The organism is Streptomyces sp. NPDC051104, assembly GCF_040682835.1.
Classification (GTDB): domain Bacteria; phylum Actinomycetota; class Actinomycetes; order Streptomycetales; family Streptomycetaceae; genus Streptomyces; species Streptomyces cynarae.
The window spans coordinates 66442-82376 of sequence record NZ_JBFBBS010000023.1; the positions used below are offsets into that span (position 1 = coordinate 66442).

The window sequence follows — 15935 nt, forward strand, 5'->3', positions numbered from 1 at the left end:
CCCGGTGCTTCTCCGTCAGCAGGTACTCGCCGTCACGACGGCAGTGTCCAGCTCTGGTTGGCCGCGCCGGTGCACGACCAGATCTGCAGCCGGGTGCCGTTGGCGGAGCTGGGACCGGTGGCATCCAGACACTTCCCGGACTGCGGGTTCACCAGCGAACCGGCCGTGCCGCGCTGCCACTTCTGCGCGCCGGAGCCGTTGCAGTCGTACAGCTGCACCTTGGTGCCGTTTGCCGTACCGCCCGAGGTGATGTCCATGCACTTGCCGAGCGCCTGCAGGGTGCCGTCGCCGGCCACCGTCCAGTTCTGCGCGCTCGTTCCGTTGCAGTCGTACAGCTGCACCGCCGTGCCGTTGGCGCTGCCGGCACCGGCCACGTCCACACACTAGCCGCCGTAGCCGTGGATCGGCCCGGTGGGGGGCGGCGGGGTGACCGGGCCCGACTGTCCGCCCAGCCAGCGCAGGCCGTGGAGGAGCAACTGGTTCTGCTGGGCGCTGGCGAAGGTCGAGGACAGGGTGGTGTTGGTGGAGTAGTCCATCGCGTTGTGGCCGAAGTTGGCGTAGATCATCTTGTAGTTCCGGTTGGACCAGATGATCGGGTAGTAGCCGCCGGACCAGGACTGGCCGGGGTCCGTGCCGACCGGGAACGTGGAGGAATCCATCGACGCCAGGATGTCGATCGCCGGGTTCTGCCGCAGGTCGTACTGCCAGCTGTACCACTCGCTGACCGAGGAGGTGATCGTGGCGGGCAGGCCCGCCGTCGCCGGGTGGGTGGGGTCGTCGATCCTGAGCGTCTCGGCGGTCGGCCCCCAGGTGTTGGTCTGGAAGGTGCCCGTTCCCAGGAGAGTGTTGTGGTACCAGGGCCAGTCGCTGCTGTCGGTGTTGAAAGCCGAGACGTGGAAACCCAGGAAGCCGCCGCCGTTGTTCATGTACGTCTGGAACGCCGACTGCTGCGCGGCGGTGTGGGGGTAGTTGTCGAGGAACATCACCACCTGGTAGTCGGCCAGGTTGGCGGTGTTCAGCTGGTTCCAGTCGTTCGTCGCGGTGTACGAGAAGCCGTACTGCGCGGCGGCCTGAGGAAACCAGGAGTTGGCCTCGTGGACGAAGCTGATGTGCGCCGCGTCGTACGTCCCGTCGTAGAAGGCGATCACCTTGAAGGCGGGCGCCGCCTGCGCGGCGTGCGCCGGACCCGCCTGCAGGCCGAGCAGCACGGCGAACAGCGCCAACAACCGTGGCAGGGTCCGGGACCACCGGCGGGCGGTGCGAGGTCTGAACATGTGGGGCCGCTTCCTCGTGCTGGGGAGGAATGGGGACCTGCGCCCAACCACTGCATTCCCTACGTCTAGCGCATGCCCATGTCAATGGTCCAGACCTAGTTGCAGCGCGTCGGGACGGCCACGCAGGCGGAGTCGCGGTCGACGGCACGACGGTGAGCGGGGGGACCGGCCGTCGGCCACGGCCGGAACCGCGTCACGTGCCTCCGGCAGTGGCATGCTGGGGAAGCAGATCATCCAGTCGAGTGGGGAGAGTACAGCGGCGTGAAGGCAGCGGGACGGCCGGTCGCAGCACGGCTGCGGGATCGCATCACCGCGTCGGACCCCGGGCTGCTCAGACTCGCCGCCGGGTCGCGGACGGCGGGCGCGATCGCTCTGACCCTGGCCGTGCTCGCCGTGCTGCGCGCCCCCCTGCCGCATCTGGTGGCCGGCGCGATCGCGGCCATGGTGGCCACCTTCGTCATCCGGGAGAAGCAGCGCGGCCGGCAGGCCGTCACGCTCGCCCTGGGTCTGCCGGTGGCCCTGGCGTCCGTGTCCCTGGGGGCGCTGCTGAATGCGTACGTCGTGGCCGGGGATGTGTTCTTCGTCCTCCTGATCTTCTGCGCGGTCTACAGCCGCCGGTTCGGTGACCGGGGCACCGCGCTGGGGCTGATCGGCTTCCAGATGTACTTCCTGTCGTTGTTCGTCGGCGCCACACTCTCGACGCTGCCGCGGCTGTACGGCGTCATCGCGCTCGCGTTCGCCTGCAGCGCCTTCGTACGGTTCCTGGTCGTGTACGAGACGCCCGCGGGCATCCTGCAACGACTGCGCGACGCCTTCCGCGTGCGCCTCGCCCAGCTCGTGTCGGCGCAGCTGGAGCTGTTGGACGCGGGTCCCGACGACGCGGACAAGGCTCTGGAGGAGGTGCGAGAGGGCACCGCACGGCTGCACGAGACGGCCATGATGATCCAGGGCCGGCTGCACGACGGGACATCCGACGAAGCCGTGGCGCAGGTGCTGCAGCGCCGGATCGCGGACGCCGAGATCGCCGCCGAGCGGCTCGGGCTGCTGCTGCTGAACGCCCGCAGTGCCGAGCGGGCGGACACACTCACCCTGCACCTGCCCGGCGCGCACGTGCCCCCGGGCGGCCACCTGCCGGTGCGGGACGAGGCGATCGACACGCTCCGCCGCGAACTACAGGCGCTCCGCCTGCTCCTGCTGCGGCCCGTCGGGCAGCGCGGCGGGACGGGAGTGGCCCATGTGCGCAACCGGCTGCTCGGCTACCGGGACGAGGAGAACCTGCCGTCGGCGTCGAGAGCCGTGCAGGACGTCTTCCGGGGCATCGGCGAGGCCGCGCGGGCCGTGCTGGGGCTCAGGGTCGCGCTGGAGGAAGCGCAGGACGAGTCCGACGACACGCCCGCGACGACGCGCTCGAGGGAGGAGCTGGACGCCGAGAACGCCGCCATCGAGGGCGCCCAGGAGAGCGAGCGCGAGACACAGCAGGAGCCGAGGGGGCTGCGGCGGCCCACCACGCGTGCGGCAGTGCAGGTTTCCGTGGGCTCGGCCCTGGCCATCGTCGGTGGCGAGTTCCTCTCCAGCCATCGCTGGTACTGGGCGGTGCTGACCTGCTGGATCGTCTTCATGAACACCTCGTCGACGGGCGAGGTCCTGGTCAAGGGCTACCGCCGTCTGGTGGGCACCGTCCTCGGTGTCGTGGCCGGCATCGTCCTGGCGGGGCTGGTGGGGCACCACACGTGGACGGCGCTGGGGCTGGTGTTGCTGTGCGTCTTCGCGATGTTCTACACGGCCCCGCTGTCGTACACACTGATGTCGTTCTTCGTGACCGCGGCGCTGGGTCTGCTGTACACGCTGCTGCACACCTACAGCCTGTCGGTGCTGGTACTGCGCGTGGAGGAGACGGCGCTCGGCGCGGCCTGCGGGATCGTCGCGGCGGCAATGGTGCTTCCGGTGGCCACGGACCGCCGCACGAACGAGCTGCTCGCCACTGTGCTGGAGCGGCTCGCCGACGTCACCGACGCCGCCGTCGACCAGCTCAGCGGCGGGCCCGGGGCAGGTCTGCTCGACAAGGCGCGCGACCTGGACGAGGCACTCGGCGACCTGCGGGCGGCCACGCAGCCGCTGACCCACCCGATCACACCGCTGCGGGCGCGGCGGAACACGGCCCAGTACGTGGTCGCGGTCCTGGAGACATGTGCCTACCACGCGCGTTCCCTGGCCGCGACCGCCGAGCTCGTGGCCACCCATCCCTCGATCGCGGCGGATCCGCGGCTGCGCCGGGCATGTGACCGCATCACGGACAACATCGCGGCCATCAGCGCGCATGTGGCGGACCAACACGCCACCGACGAGGTCGAGACGGGACCGAGCATCGCCTCCCTGCTGGTGTCCGACACGGCCGGCGCACCGCGGTACGGGCGGATCACCGACCGGGTGCTGCGGCACCTGCAGCGCCTGGACGAGGCGGTCGTCGGCCTGGCCCGCCCACTGAGAGTGCCGGTGGCCGCGCGAAAGCGGTGACGGGCGGCGCCTTTCGGGACGGCTCCCCGGTGGTGCGGCGGTTTCCCCGACTGCGCGGGCGACGGCCTCCAGCGGACCGCCTCGGCCGTGGCCCTGGCCGCCTCCCGATCCGCCTGACCACCACGCTCGCCCGACACCGGTACCCACCGCGATGGGCGTCCCGCCGACGCCTCACCCACGGCTGCTCACGAACAGGCTCTGTACGCTGCGGCCGATCGCACCCCGGGGGTCATGGAGTGCGGCCTCGGCCATCCCCAGTCCGTCGGCGTCGATGCTGGTACGGGCGTCGAGGCAGACCCATTCGCCGATGGGATGCCGGTGCAGGTGTACGGTCAGGTCGGGGTTGATGAACACGTGCGTGGCGAAGTCCAGCACGTTGCTCAGGCCGTTACCGGAGTCGGCGGCCACCAGGACACGGTCCGAGGGCATGGTTTTCTCCCCGGCCACCACGGGGACGCGCATCCTCATCCAGCAGGTCGCAGGCCCGCGCTCCAGGAAGGAACCTGCTGCGAAGCGGCATTCCATGGCCGTGTGGTAACCCATGTCCCAGGGCACCGGGAAGAACGGCTCCTGACGGGAGGCTTCGGGAGCCGGTACGGCGAGAGACTCACTCGTGGCCGGCACGGACCCGGGGACGGTACGAATCCGCAGTGCCCTGGCCCGCATCACCTCCTCCCCCGATTCGGCTGTCAGGGCGGCCTCGACGAACTCCACACTGCGCCCCTCCTTCACCAGACGGGTGGTCACGGACAGCGGACGCAACGGCACCGGACGGGGAATCTCAAAGGTGATCCGGGCAAGACGCATGTCTTCGCGGGCGCCCGGACGCAACTGCACGGCTCGGCCGAGCAGGGCAGCGGGTGGCCCGGCGTGCTGGCAGTGCGCATCCCAGGGGCCCCGGGTGTAGGCCGTGGGAACGAAGCGCTCTTCCGCCACCTGCTCGAAGAACGCCTCGGCATCGCTGATCCGGCTGACCACCGTTCCGCCTTCCTCCGGCCGCTTGGGCCGACTGATTGCCTTCGACAGCGGGTGGGGGTTCCCGCGCCGCGGCCGATGTGACGGGCGCTGTACTGTCCACGGGCCGGAGCCGGACGGTCCTCGCCCGCCGTGCGGCCTGCCGCGGTCGCAGGCCGGTCAGGAGACACGGGCCGACTGTTTGGAGCGTCGATTCCCGAGCGCGCCCAGCATGACCTTCTCCGTGTCACGCAGATACTTCTCCGCTGCCCGCTCCGCGTCCTGCGGCCTGCGGTCGATCACGGCCCGCACCAGCGGGCCGAGTTGGGCAGCCGCCTTGGCCGGGTCCTCGAAGGGCGCAACAGCAGGTACACCCTGTTGCCGGTGGACCGAGCCGGCTCACGGCGGACTTCCACATCGGCGAGCTGAGCGGCGACGGCGTCGACTCCGCTCCGAGGGCTGGAGACACCCCGGGGGCGGGTCCCACTGAAGATGGCGTCGCGCAGCCGGGCCTCCAGGAGGTCGACCCCCGTCTGACGCCGGATGCTCTCTGCCGCCACGGACCATCTCCACTGCGCTCATGGACCAGTGGCTCAGCCACTGCGAGCACGCTAAGCAGTGGCACGACGCCTGGTCAAGGCCCCACTTGTCGCCCGCCACCGTGTGAACTGACAGGATGGGACCGGCCCCGCTGTTCAGGGATTCGGGCACAGGACGAAGTCGCGGAAGGCGCGTCGGACGGGATGGTCGCCCATCCCCGTGATCGCCGCGCGGATGTCATGCAGGTGACGGGTGGTCATCTGCAGCGGGGGCTCGTCTGGCTGGTAGGTGGTGCGGATCGGGTAGTCCACGCCCGGCTGCCGGGTCATCTCGATGTGGCATCCGAGCACGTGGGTGACGGGGTGGCTGTCGGAGAACTCGATGAGGCGGTCGATGGTCCGCGCGAAGGCGGTCCAGTCCTGGATGTAGAGCCGGCCCGGATAGACCGTGTCACCGGTGAGCAGAAACCCGGTCCACCGGTCATAGAACGTCACCGCCGCTTCATGATGGCCCGGGGTGGCCAGGCACTCCAGCACACGACCGCCGAGGTCGACCTCGGCCACGGCGTCGGGATCCTCGCCGAATCCGAAGTACGCCCAGGCGGTGGCCGGGTCCGCTCCCACCACCGTGGTCGCGGCACGGTCGGAGAACTGGGCGTCGCCCGCGATGTGGTCTCCGTGCGGGTGCGTGTGGAGGACCAGCAGGTGGTACCCGTCCCGCGGGTGTCGCACGAGCCAGTCGGCGACGAGTTCGTCGACCGTCCGGCGCAAGGGGAAGAACTCGGCGGATGCGGTGGCACCGGTATCGATCAACACGGCCTGAGCACGGCCGAAAAGCAGGAAGAGAAACGGCGCTTCGTAATTGATCGCCATGTTCTGCCGAAGAACGAACGTGTGCTCGTCGTACCTGTGGACCTGGATGTCCGGGTCGGTGTTGTGCTTGGCCGACGGCGAGCCATGGATCCATCGGACGTCGAGTGGACGCGGCCGGGGATCCTCACCAGCGAATTCGACCCAGTGCTTGTCCGTCTCCATGAGGACCCTCCGGTGTGTCGCCCTGGCACGCCGAATACGGCGCCCATCTCGTCGAGGGGGCGGGCACCTGCGAACTCCGCGCGACGCTACCACGGCACGCCGGACACGGCGCTCGGTCAGGTTGTCCAGCGCATACGCGCAGGCCGGGCATCCGGTCCGTACCAGCAGCCGTGCACACCGTTGCGGAGGACGACCCCCCGCCACGCGTACTGTCACTCCGCCGGCCGCCCGCCCGAGGCGGTCCCGGGGTGTAGCCGAAGGCGCGGCGGAAGACATCGATGAACGCCCTCGCCGATGACCAGCCGCACCGGCGCGCCACGACCGTGACCCTTGCTGATCCTTCGCGGTCTGGTCGGCGGCGTGCTGACGCTGCCGGTGCTGCGCGCCGTGGAGAAGGCGCCGCGCACAGGTCCCAGCACGCCGGCCGCGGCGGGGCGGGACCACTGGCCTTCGTTCGTGCGGCTTTCGCTCGCGGTGGTCTGCCGGTCGATCGCCTCCGTCGCCATGAGCACCTTCGTCGCCTTCCAGGTCCGGCAGCAGACGGGATGGGGGACGGCGGCGGGAACGCCACCGAGCCCAGCCGCGTCTGACCCGCCCGCGTCCTTCGCGGGCGGGTCAGACGCGCTACCGGTCAGTCGCCGACCCGGACTCGTCGAGTACTTCCCGTGCGGCTTCCAGCGCGGTGGCTCGGTCGTCGGGGACCAACCCGATGCGGGTGCGACGGTCGAGGAGGTCGGCCGCGTCGAGTGCCCCTTCGTGGCGTACGGCCCACAGCAGCTCCGCGCGGGTCACCGGGTGCCCTTCCAGGACGGGCCGACCGAGCCGGGGGTCGGCCGTGACCAGCGCGTGGACGGCCGGTGCCTCGGTGCCGTAGCGGTTGATCAGGCGTCGCGGCGCACGGAGGGCGCCGAGCGCCCGGGGCGGTGCGGCACCGACCAGAGGGAGGGCGCTGGTCGGGGAGGTACCGGCGGACAGGCCGTGGGTGGCGACAGCGGCGTCGACCGCGTCCTCGGCCATGCGCCGATACGTGGTCAGTTTGCCGCCCACCACGGTGACCACTCCCTCCGGCGAGGTGAGCACGGCGTGTCTGCGGGAGATGTCGGCGGTGCTCGGCGCCGCGCCCGGGTCCCCGCCCGAAGTGCCGTCCAGCAGCGGCCGCAGTCCCGCGAACGCGCCCACGACGTCGCCGCGGTGGACGGGGACGTCCAGTGCGGAGCCGAGGACGTCGAGCAGGAATCCGATGTCGGTCTCCGGTACGTCGGGCACGTCCGGTACGTCGCCTTCCACGGGTTCGTCGGTGAGCCCGACGTAGACCCGGCCGTCGCCCTGCGGCAGGACGAGGACGAAGCGGTTGGTCTCGCCGGGGATCGGGATGTGCAGGCCGGCCGGCAGAAAGCCCAGGTGGTCCGCGCGCAGGACGAGGTGGGTGCCGCGCGAGGGCCGTATGCGGACCCCGTCCACCAGGCCGCCCGCCCACACGCCGGAGGCGTTGATCACCGCGCGGGCGCGGATCTCGCCTTCCTCGCCGGTGAGTTCGTCCCGTATCCGGGCACCGGACGCGGTCAGTTCCAGCGCCCGCACCCGGGTGAGGATCCGTGCGCCCCGCGCCGCCGCCGTACGCGCGATCGCGGTGACCAGGCGGGCGTCGTCGGTCACCCGGCCGTCCCAGGACAGCAGTCCGCCGCGGAGCCCGGAGCCACGCAGTGCGGGAGCCAGGTGACGGGTTTGCGCAGCGGAGAGCCTGCGCGGTGCAGGCAGTGTGGTCCGCGCCGTGCGTGCCGCCAGACGCAGCGTGTCGCCGGCGCGGAACCCGGCCCAGGCCAACGCCGCCTGGCCTCGGGAGACCAGCGGGGTCAGGGGCAGCACGAACGGCTGGGCCCGCACCAGGTGCGGAGCCGTGCGCTCCATCAGGAGGCCGCGTTCGAGGGCGCTCTCGTGAGCGACGTCGAGCTGGCCGGAGGCGAGGTAACGCAGTCCGCCGTGGATGAGCTTGGAGCTCCAGCGGGAGGTGCCGAAGGCCAGGTCGTGGGCGTCGACGGCGGCGACCGTCAGTCCGCGGGCGGCGGCGTCCAGGGCGGCCCCGGCGCCGGTCGCGCCGAGGCCGACCACCAGGACGTCCACGGGCGCGCCGCCGACGGTCTCAGCCAGTTCGCGCAGGCGGCGGCCCGCGGTCAGGGACGAGCCGGCGACCGGTCGTTGCGAGGAGGCCGGACTGCTGCTGGAGCTCATGGTGTGAGGGTCCTCTCGAGGATGGTCCGCAGTTCTGCGGAGAAGGCCTCCGTGCTCAGCTCGGCGTCGTCCTCGTCGGTCATGGTGCGCAGCGACAGGGTGAAGGACTGGGCGACCAGGAGCAGGGACCTGGCCTGCCGTTCGGGGTGACCGGGGCGTACCGACCCGTCCGCGTGCCCCTCGCGCAGGGCGTCGGCAAGCAGTTCCAGGAGGGCTTCCTGGCTCGCCCCGCGCCGGTCCAGCACGTAGGGGATGAGCAGTTCGGGATCGACGTCCACGATCTTGCGGAAGAGGGGGTGGCTCCGGAAGGCGTCCACGCCGTTGACGAGGCCGTCCACGATCCGCGTGCGCGTGGTCGCCCCTGGCCTTGGGTCGGGCATCGCGCCGGTGGCCGCCTGGATCCACTCCCGGGTCATCAAGTCGCCCACCAACGAGCGCACATCGGGCCAGCGGCGGTACAGCGTCATGCGGGAGACGCCCGCACGGCGGGCCACATCGGTCAGGGTGGTGCGCCGCACGCCGACGGCCAGGACGCAGTCGCGGACCGCGTCGAGCACTGCATCGCCGTCCGAGGCGTTGTGACGAATAGGCGTCATGTGTCACAGTGTAACGCCCTCGGTGGTGCGAGGGGCGGGACTCCTCCGCCACCGCACTGCCGCGACGACTGACTCGCGACGACCGGTGAGGACAAGCGCCATGGACATGCTGTGGAGCGGCTGGGGTGACCCGGCCAGGGCGACACCGCTGCCCGATTCGGTGATCGGGCTGCTGCGCGACCTGCTCGGGGTCAAACCGCGCAGCGCGGAGCCGATTGCCCTGGATGAGATCGCCGTACCCGAGCCGCTCCTCGACCCGGCCGCGCTCCGGGCCCTGCTCACCGCCGTCGGCGGTGAAGAGCATCTGCGCACCGACGCCGAGCCCCGTATCCGGCACACCCGCGGCAAGTCCACGCCGGATCTGCTCCGCATCCGGGACGGCGACGTGAGCGACCTCCCGGCGGCCGTGGCCCTCCCGGCGAGCCACGACGAGGTGCTCGCGGTGCTGACGGCATGTGCCACGCACGACCTGGCCCTGGTCCCTTTCGGTGGCGGCACCTCCGTCGTCGGCGGACTCGCCCCCGAGCCGCGGCGCCCCTTCGTCGCGCTGGACCTGCGCCGCATGAACGCCCTGGTCGACCTCGACCCGGTCTCCCGCACGGCCACCCTGCAATCCGGCCTGCGCGCCCCGCACGCCGAAGCCCTCCTGGCCGATCACGGCTTCATGCTCGGCCACTTCCCGCAGTCCTACGAGTGGGCGACGATCGGCGGATTCGCCGCGGCCCGCTCCAGCGGTCAGGCCTCCGCCGGGTACGGCCGCTTCGACGACATGGTCCTCGGCCTCACCCTCGCCACCCCTTCCGGCACCCTCGAGGCAGGTCGTGCCCCGCGTTCGGCGGCCGGGCCCGACCTGCGCCAGCTCATCCTCGGCTCCGAGGGCGCGTTCGGCGTCATCACCTCGGTGACCGTCCGGGTCCGTCCTCTCCCCCACACGCGCGTCTACGAAGGATGGCGCTTCGACTCCTTCGAAGCGGGCGCAGCCGCCCTGCGGCACCTCGCCCAGGACGGGCCGCGGCCGACCGTGCTGCGCCTGTCGGACGAGACGGAGTCGCTGATCGGCCTCGCCCAGCCCGACGCCATCGGCACCTCGGGCCTGCCGCAGAACGCCGGATGTCTGGCCATCACCGGCTACGAGGGCACCGAGGAGGACACCGCGTACCGCCGGGAACGGGCCGCGGCCGTGCTGCGCGACGGCGGCGGCACCTGTCTGGGCCGGGAGCCGGGAGAGCGCTGGGCCCACGGCCGCTATTCGGCTCCGTACCTGCGGGACGCGCTGCTGGACGCCGGGGCGTTCGCCGAGACGCTGGAGACGGCCGCCTTCTGGTCCCGCCTCCCCGGACTGTACGCCGCCGTCCGCGAGGCGCTCACCGGCACGCTCACGCAGTCCGGCACGCCGCCGCTGGTGATGTGCCACATCTCCCACGTCTACGAGAACGGTGCTTCGTTGTACTTCACCGTGGTCTCCGCTCAGGGCGAGGACGCCCCGGCGCACTGGGCCCACGCGAAGCGCGCCGCCAACGAGGCGATCCTGACGGCCGGCGGCACCATCAGCCACCACCACGGCGTGGGCACGGACCACCGCGACTGGTACGTCCGAGAGGCCGGTCCGCTCGGCATCGGCGCCCTCCAGGCCGTCAAACGCCGGCTGGACCCGACAGGTCTGCTCAATCCCGGCGTCCTCCTGCCCGCCGACTGACCCACCCGGCCCACCCCCAACCCGTCCACAAGCCGTCAGGCGCCTCTGGAGGCACACCGATGCGACAGTTCACCGCCATCGTCAACCCCACCGCCGGCGGATCCACCGGGGTCCCGGTACTGCTCCACGTGGCCCGGCTGATGAGGGAGGCCGGGGCCGAGCTGGAGACGGAGTACAGCCGCAGCCTGGCCCACGCCTGTGAACTCGCCCGCCAGGCAGGGCAGCGAAACCGCGTGGTCCTCGCGGTCGGCGGCGACGGCGTCGTCGGCGGCATCGGTGGGGCCCTCAGCGGCACCGACACGCTCTTCGGCCTGGTCCCGGCCGGCCGAGGCAATGACTTCGCCCGCGCGCTCGGCCTGCCCACCGACCCGGAGGCACTGGCCCGGGTACTGCTGCACAGCGCTCCCCGGTCAGTGGACACCATCGAAGTGGAGTCCGCCCATGGCCGCAGTGTCGTCCTCGGCAGCGTGTACGCGGGGGTGGACGCCCTCGCCAACCGTCACGCCAACCGCTCCGCACTCCTGAAGGGCGCCGCCTCCTACTACGCGGGCGGACTGAGAGCCGTCGCCACCTGGCGCCCGGCCGCCTACCGGGTCACCGTCGACGGCGAGCACCTCGCGCACCGCGGCTACACCGTCGTCGCCGCCAACTCCCCCTACTACGGCTCCGGCCGCATCATCGCTCCCGGCGCCCGCATCGACGACGGACTGCTCGAAGTGGTGATGATCCGCGAAGCACCGCGCCGGCTCTTCTTCACCCTGATGAACGAGCTCAAGTCCGGGGCCCACGTCCACCGGCCCGAAGTACGGATCGCGCAGGGAAGAGAGGTGCGCATCGAGGCCGACCGGGAAGTGCCGTGCGGCGCCGACGGCGAGGTCGACGCCGTCCTTCCCGTCACGGCCCGGGTGCTGCCCGGAGCACTCGCCGTGCTCTGCTAGGGATCCCGACCCGGCTTGCACGCGGCCCGCTTCCTCCCGGCTCCGAAACCGCCCCGGCCGCTGGATAATGGGACAAAGGGGGAAACAACAGGGTCGTGGGGTGAAGAAGGAAAGGCCGCCGTGTCCCGGCCCCCTCACGGTTCGCGGCCGCGCCTGTGTGCGTGTGAGGGGTGGGGTGGGTGTGCCATGTCCGTCCCTTCCGTACCCGAGCCGGTGGTGTCGATGGGCGGGCTGCTGCCGGCCGTCGCCCGTGCCGCGCAGATCGTGGGGCACGACGACGACGTACGGATCCTGCCCGAGGAGGTCGCGGTTCTGGGGCGGGTCCCGCAAGCCAGGGTGTGGGAGTTCGCCGCCGGCAGGACCTGCGCCCGGCGCGCCATGCGAGCTCTGGGGTTGCCGGCCTCCCCGATCCTGATCGGAGCGCATCGCGAACCGGTGTGGCCGCGGGGAATCGTCGGCAGCATCACGCACTGCCCTGGTTACTGCGCGGCGGCAGTGGCGCTGGAGCAGGACCTGGCGGCGGTGGGGATCGACGCGGAGCCTCACGAGGGGCTGCCGGCCGGTGTCCTGGAAACGATCACCTCCCCAGCGGAACGGGCGGCTCTCGAAGACCTGCCCTCGCGGCCCGTCTGCTGGGACCGGGTCCTTTTCAGCGCCAAGGAGAGCATCTACAAGGCGCGGTTCACGCTGACCCGTACGTGGCTCGACTTCACCGATGTGTTCGTCACCGTGCACTCTTCCGGCGGGAGCTTTCACGGGCGTCTGCTCGAGCGCGTCGCCGACGAGACGGTGCCGGCTGGTTTCGACGGGTGTTTCGTGGTGGGCGCCGGCCTTGTGCTGACGGCCGTCACCGTGGCCGGGGCCAGGCCGCTCCAGTCAGGCGTGGGAGACCGGTGACGGCCGGAACGACACCGCCCCTGACTGCCTTGTGGGCACGTCGGTTCTGTCAGGTGCCGAGAGCTTCGCGTCCGGCGCCTACGACCGTTTGCCCGGCGACCGAGCCGACGATGCCGGCCTGGTTTCAGGGAGATCGGTACGGAGTTGCGCGTCGCTCGTCACGACATCGTCGCCCAGGACGGCGTCGCCGTAGAGATCCCGGATCCAGTTGGTCTGGTAGACGGTGTCGAGATAACGCTCCCCCAGGTCCGGCGCGATGGCCACCGCGGTCAGGGCCGGCGTGTCATATCGGGCCAGCCAGTCGATCGCCCCGCTGACCACGGTGCCCGTGGAGCCCCCGAAGAGGAAACCGTGCCTGGCCAGGCGGTGACAGGCCCGGATGGTGTCGGCCTCTTCGACTTCTATCGCCTCATCCACGTACGACGTGTCGAGCAGCGGCGGTTGCATGCTCATCCCCAGCCCGGGAAGCATCCGGCGTCCCGGCGCTCCGCCGAAGGTCACCGAGCCGACGGTGTCGACCGCGACGATCCGCACGGGGCGGTGCCAGCGCCGGAACCAGCGGGCACAGCCCATGAGCGTTCCGGTGGTGCCCGCTCCGACGAACAGCACGTCAAGGCGGGGGAAGGAGCGCGCGATCGCCGGGGCCGTCCGCTGATAGTGCGCCTTCCAGTTGTTCGCGTTGGTGTACTGGCTCAGCCACACGTACCTCCCGCTCCGAGCGCATTGCGTGCGGATGTAGTCGAGGCGAGCACCGAGGAAACCGCCGTGCGGGCTGGGCTCGGTGACGACGTGGACATGGGCGCCGAGTGCCTCCATCAACAACCGGGTCGACAGGTTGCAGCGCGAGTCCGTCACACACAGGAACCGGTAGCCCTTGCTGGCCGCGATCACGCTCATGGCCACGCCCATGTTGCCCGACGAGGACTCGAGCAGGACCGAGTCGGGTGTGATGACCCCTGCCTGTTCCGCGGCCTCCACCATCTCCCTGGCGGGCTTCAGCTTGATGGAGCCGGCGAAGTTGAACCCCTCGCACTTCAGGAACAGCGGCTGCCCGCAGATCGACCGCAGGTCGACGTAGAGGTCCTCCTCGTTGAAGCTGTACGGATCGGATATGACTGGCACGATGGCCTCCGTGGATCGAAGGGCGGCTCGGTGCGCGGTGCCGCCGACCGCTCATCCGTAGCGGTTCAGCTCGTGGAAGAAGTCGTCGATGACGTTCAGTCCTCCGGACTCGGCGACCTGGTCGTAGACGTACTTGCCGACGGCCAGATCGAGCACTCCCAGACCGAAGGGTGAGAAGATCACAGGACGGTCCGGCGGCGGTGTGACGCGCCCGGACATGACGTCCTCCAACGTCCCGTCGAGGAACTGCCGGCTCCCGGTGAGCTGTTCGGTCAGGTGCGGTGAGGTGTCGGCTCGCAGGCAATGCTCCACGTCGTCGACGATGTTGGCCGAGGCGAGCAGTACCGCGGGGGCCAGGTCGCGCAGCGATATGTGCAGCACCACCGGATCGTGCGCGAACCACGCCGGGTCGTGGACGTGGGGACGCGAGGCGACCGTCGCGAAGACCACCAGGTCGCTGAGGCGGATCACCTGCTCGGCACTGTCGTGCACGGTGACGGGCCCCGCGGCCCCCGACTGCTCCAGGCAGCAACGGAAGGCCGTCGCGTTGTCCGGCGACAGGTCGAACACGCCGGTGTTCTCGAACGACCAGCCCGTGCCGGCCAGAAACGTGTGGATGTAACGGGCGATCACACCCGCTCCGACAAAGCCGAGGTGGGTCGGGCGCGGCCGTTTCCGGCTGAGCCAGTCGGCTGCGAGCGCGGCCGACGCCGCTGTCCGGGAGGCGCTGATGATCGAGCTTTCCAGGCACGCGAACGGGTAGCCGGTGTCATGGTCGTTGAGGATGAGCACCGCCGATGCCCGCGGAATGCCGGCCGTGACGTTCTGGGGGAAGCTGGAAATCCACTTGAGGCCGTCCACCCGTGTCTGACCACCGAGCGACGCGGGTAGCGCGATGATCCGGGAGGACGGACGGTCGTGGAAACGCAGGAAGGAGGACGGCGGGTTCACCGAGTCTCCTGCGGCGTGCAGCCGGTACGCGACCTGCACCAGCTCCACAATGTGCTCTTCGCGCCCCTGCAGGGCACGCTGCACCTGCGCGCCGGAGATGACGGCGAAGGGAGGCACCCGTAGAGTCCCGGACGGGGTGAGCCGGGTGGCGGGCGAGCAGGTGGTGGTCATCGCGTCATCACCTCCACGGTCGGCGAGCAGTCGGCCAGGTGCACCGCGTCGGCCAAGGCGACCATGACGTCGCGCGGTCCTTCGTAGGCCTCTCTGCTGTGCGCGGTGCGCAGGTTGTCGACAAGCAGCAGGTCGCCGTCCTGCCACGGTTCGCACACGGTGTGGGCCTGGTAGACCTCGTTGATGAGGTCGACGGTGTCCCGTGAGATCGCATCGCCGTTGCCGTAACGGGTGTTGAACGGCAACCCGTCCGACCCGTAGAGATCCACCAGGTATTCGCGTATCTCCGGATCCAGCGTCCATTCGCTGAGAAACGCTATCTGGTTGAACCAGCAGCGCCGCCCCGTGAGCGGGTGACTGATCACGGCGCTGCGGCGTTGCCTGGTGCGCAGGCCGCCGTCGGGTTGCCAGGCGAACTCGATGGTCGCGGCACGGCAGTAGTCTTCGACGGCTGTGCGGTCGTCGGTTCCGAACGCCTGGGTCCAGGAGGCGCCGATGTCGTCGTTGTAGTTCCGGGCGAGCAACCAGCCCTCGTGCTCGAACCGCTCGACGAGTGCCTCGGGCAGGGCGGCGAGTACGGTCGGCGAGTCGGCGAGGGCGGTCGCACCGCCACGGCTGGGCGAGACCAGGCAGGCGAACTGCATCAGGCTCGGGAACCGCAGCGCGTAGCTGAGCTCGTGGTGCATGCACATCGTCCGGTTGGGCGGCCACGTCGACGACGAGTACACGCCGGTGCCGTAGCTGCGCCGTGCGGCGAACGCCTCCGTCTCGACCATCAGCCCGGTGGCCAGTCGGCTGAAGACGGACGCGGTTCCGGCGACGTCGTGCAGCCCCAGACCGCGCACCATGACGGCACCGTGCTCGGTGACCAGGCTGCGCAGCAGGTCCCGGTGTTCGGCGGCCCAGCGGTCGGGCTCGTCGGTCGGGCCGGTGGTCACGATCGGTACGGGGCCGAGCCGAAGGTCCGGATCGACCGGTCGTGTGGTGAATGAGGACGACATCTCGCATTGCCTCCAGCG

Annotated in this window: 13 protein-coding genes and 2 pseudogenes; 4 read left to right on the forward strand and 11 right to left on the reverse strand. The window is 70.7% G+C overall.

The genetic code is table 11. From position 1 onward, the window contains the following. Positions 1-32: 32 nt before the first annotated feature. Positions 33-1274: pseudogene (locus tag AB0N14_RS26695) on the reverse strand (ThuA domain-containing protein). A 261-nt stretch (positions 1275-1535) separates the two neighbouring features. On the opposite strand from AB0N14_RS26695, the gene AB0N14_RS26700 reads away from it, so the two are divergent. Further along, a complete protein-coding gene (locus AB0N14_RS26700; RefSeq protein WP_366028229.1) occupies positions 1536-3788 on the forward strand; it encodes an FUSC family protein in 2253 nt (750 codons plus the stop codon). A 171-nt stretch (positions 3789-3959) separates the two neighbouring features. Here the strand turns inward: AB0N14_RS26700 and AB0N14_RS26705 are convergent, their stop codons facing one another. From AB0N14_RS26705 to AB0N14_RS26735, 7 genes and pseudogenes are all read right to left on the reverse strand, one after another. Further along, entirely contained in the window at positions 3960-4766 is an 807-nt protein-coding gene (locus AB0N14_RS26705; RefSeq protein WP_366028230.1) for a thioesterase family protein, read from the reverse strand. Between the two features lie 156 nt (positions 4767-4922). After that, positions 4923-5045 carry a hypothetical protein gene (locus tag AB0N14_RS26710; RefSeq protein WP_366028232.1) on the reverse strand — a complete coding sequence of 41 codons (123 nt, stop codon included), beginning with the start codon at positions 5043-5045 and terminating at the stop codon, positions 4923-4925. Continuing rightward, positions 5042-5302: a hypothetical protein gene (locus AB0N14_RS26715; protein ID WP_366028233.1), complete on the reverse strand. Its 261-nt coding sequence runs from the start codon at positions 5300-5302 to the stop codon at positions 5042-5044. Before AB0N14_RS26715 ends, AB0N14_RS26710 begins: the two co-directional genes overlap by 4 nt. 135 nt (positions 5303-5437) lie before the next feature. Then, positions 5438-6316: an MBL fold metallo-hydrolase gene (locus AB0N14_RS26720; RefSeq protein ID WP_366028234.1), complete on the reverse strand. Its 879-nt coding sequence runs from the start codon at positions 6314-6316 to the stop codon at positions 5438-5440. Between the two features lie 241 nt (positions 6317-6557). After that, positions 6558-6644 (reverse strand): annotated as a pseudogene (locus tag AB0N14_RS26725) (AraC family transcriptional regulator); the annotation flags it as partial. 296 nt (positions 6645-6940) lie between these two features. Continuing rightward, a complete protein-coding gene (locus AB0N14_RS26730; RefSeq protein WP_366028235.1) occupies positions 6941-8545 on the reverse strand; it encodes a glycerol-3-phosphate dehydrogenase/oxidase in 1605 nt (534 codons plus the stop codon). Beyond that, entirely contained in the window at positions 8542-9141 is a 600-nt protein-coding gene (locus AB0N14_RS26735) for a TetR/AcrR family transcriptional regulator (protein WP_366028236.1), read from the reverse strand. The genes AB0N14_RS26730 and AB0N14_RS26735 overlap by 4 nt, the downstream gene beginning before the upstream one ends. Before the next feature lie 100 nt (positions 9142-9241). On the opposite strand from AB0N14_RS26735, the gene AB0N14_RS26740 reads away from it, so the two are divergent. The 3 genes from AB0N14_RS26740 (at position 9242) to AB0N14_RS26750 (ending at position 12672) form a co-directional block, all read left to right on the forward strand. Further along, positions 9242-10837 (forward strand): FAD-binding oxidoreductase, encoded by a 1596-nt coding sequence (locus AB0N14_RS26740; RefSeq protein WP_366028237.1) that lies wholly within the window; start codon positions 9242-9244, stop codon positions 10835-10837. 59 nt (positions 10838-10896) lie between these two features. After that, positions 10897-11775, forward strand: a complete 879-nt coding sequence (locus AB0N14_RS26745) for a YegS/Rv2252/BmrU family lipid kinase (protein ID WP_366028238.1) — start codon at positions 10897-10899, stop codon at positions 11773-11775. Between the two features lie 186 nt (positions 11776-11961). Beyond that, positions 11962-12672, forward strand: a complete 711-nt coding sequence (locus AB0N14_RS26750) for a 4'-phosphopantetheinyl transferase superfamily protein (RefSeq protein WP_366028239.1) — start codon at positions 11962-11964, stop codon at positions 12670-12672. Between the two features lie 78 nt (positions 12673-12750). Here the strand turns inward: AB0N14_RS26750 and sbnA are convergent, their stop codons facing one another. Genes sbnA through AB0N14_RS26765 form a run of 3 tightly spaced genes read right to left on the reverse strand, consistent with a single transcriptional unit; the run spans position 12751 to position 15917 of the window. Then, on the reverse strand, positions 12751-13794 hold the full coding sequence (sbnA, locus tag AB0N14_RS26755; RefSeq protein WP_366028240.1) for a 2,3-diaminopropionate biosynthesis protein SbnA: 1044 nt from the start codon (positions 13792-13794) through the stop codon (positions 12751-12753). A gap of 51 nt (positions 13795-13845) precedes the next feature. Continuing rightward, positions 13846-14916 (reverse strand): 2,3-diaminopropionate biosynthesis protein SbnB, encoded by a 1071-nt coding sequence (gene sbnB / locus AB0N14_RS26760; protein WP_366028241.1) that lies wholly within the window; start codon positions 14914-14916, stop codon positions 13846-13848. Continuing rightward, positions 14913-15917: a TauD/TfdA family dioxygenase gene (locus AB0N14_RS26765; RefSeq protein ID WP_366028242.1), complete on the reverse strand. Its 1005-nt coding sequence runs from the start codon at positions 15915-15917 to the stop codon at positions 14913-14915. Before AB0N14_RS26765 ends, sbnB begins: the two co-directional genes overlap by 4 nt. Positions 15918-15935 lie beyond the last annotated feature (18 nt).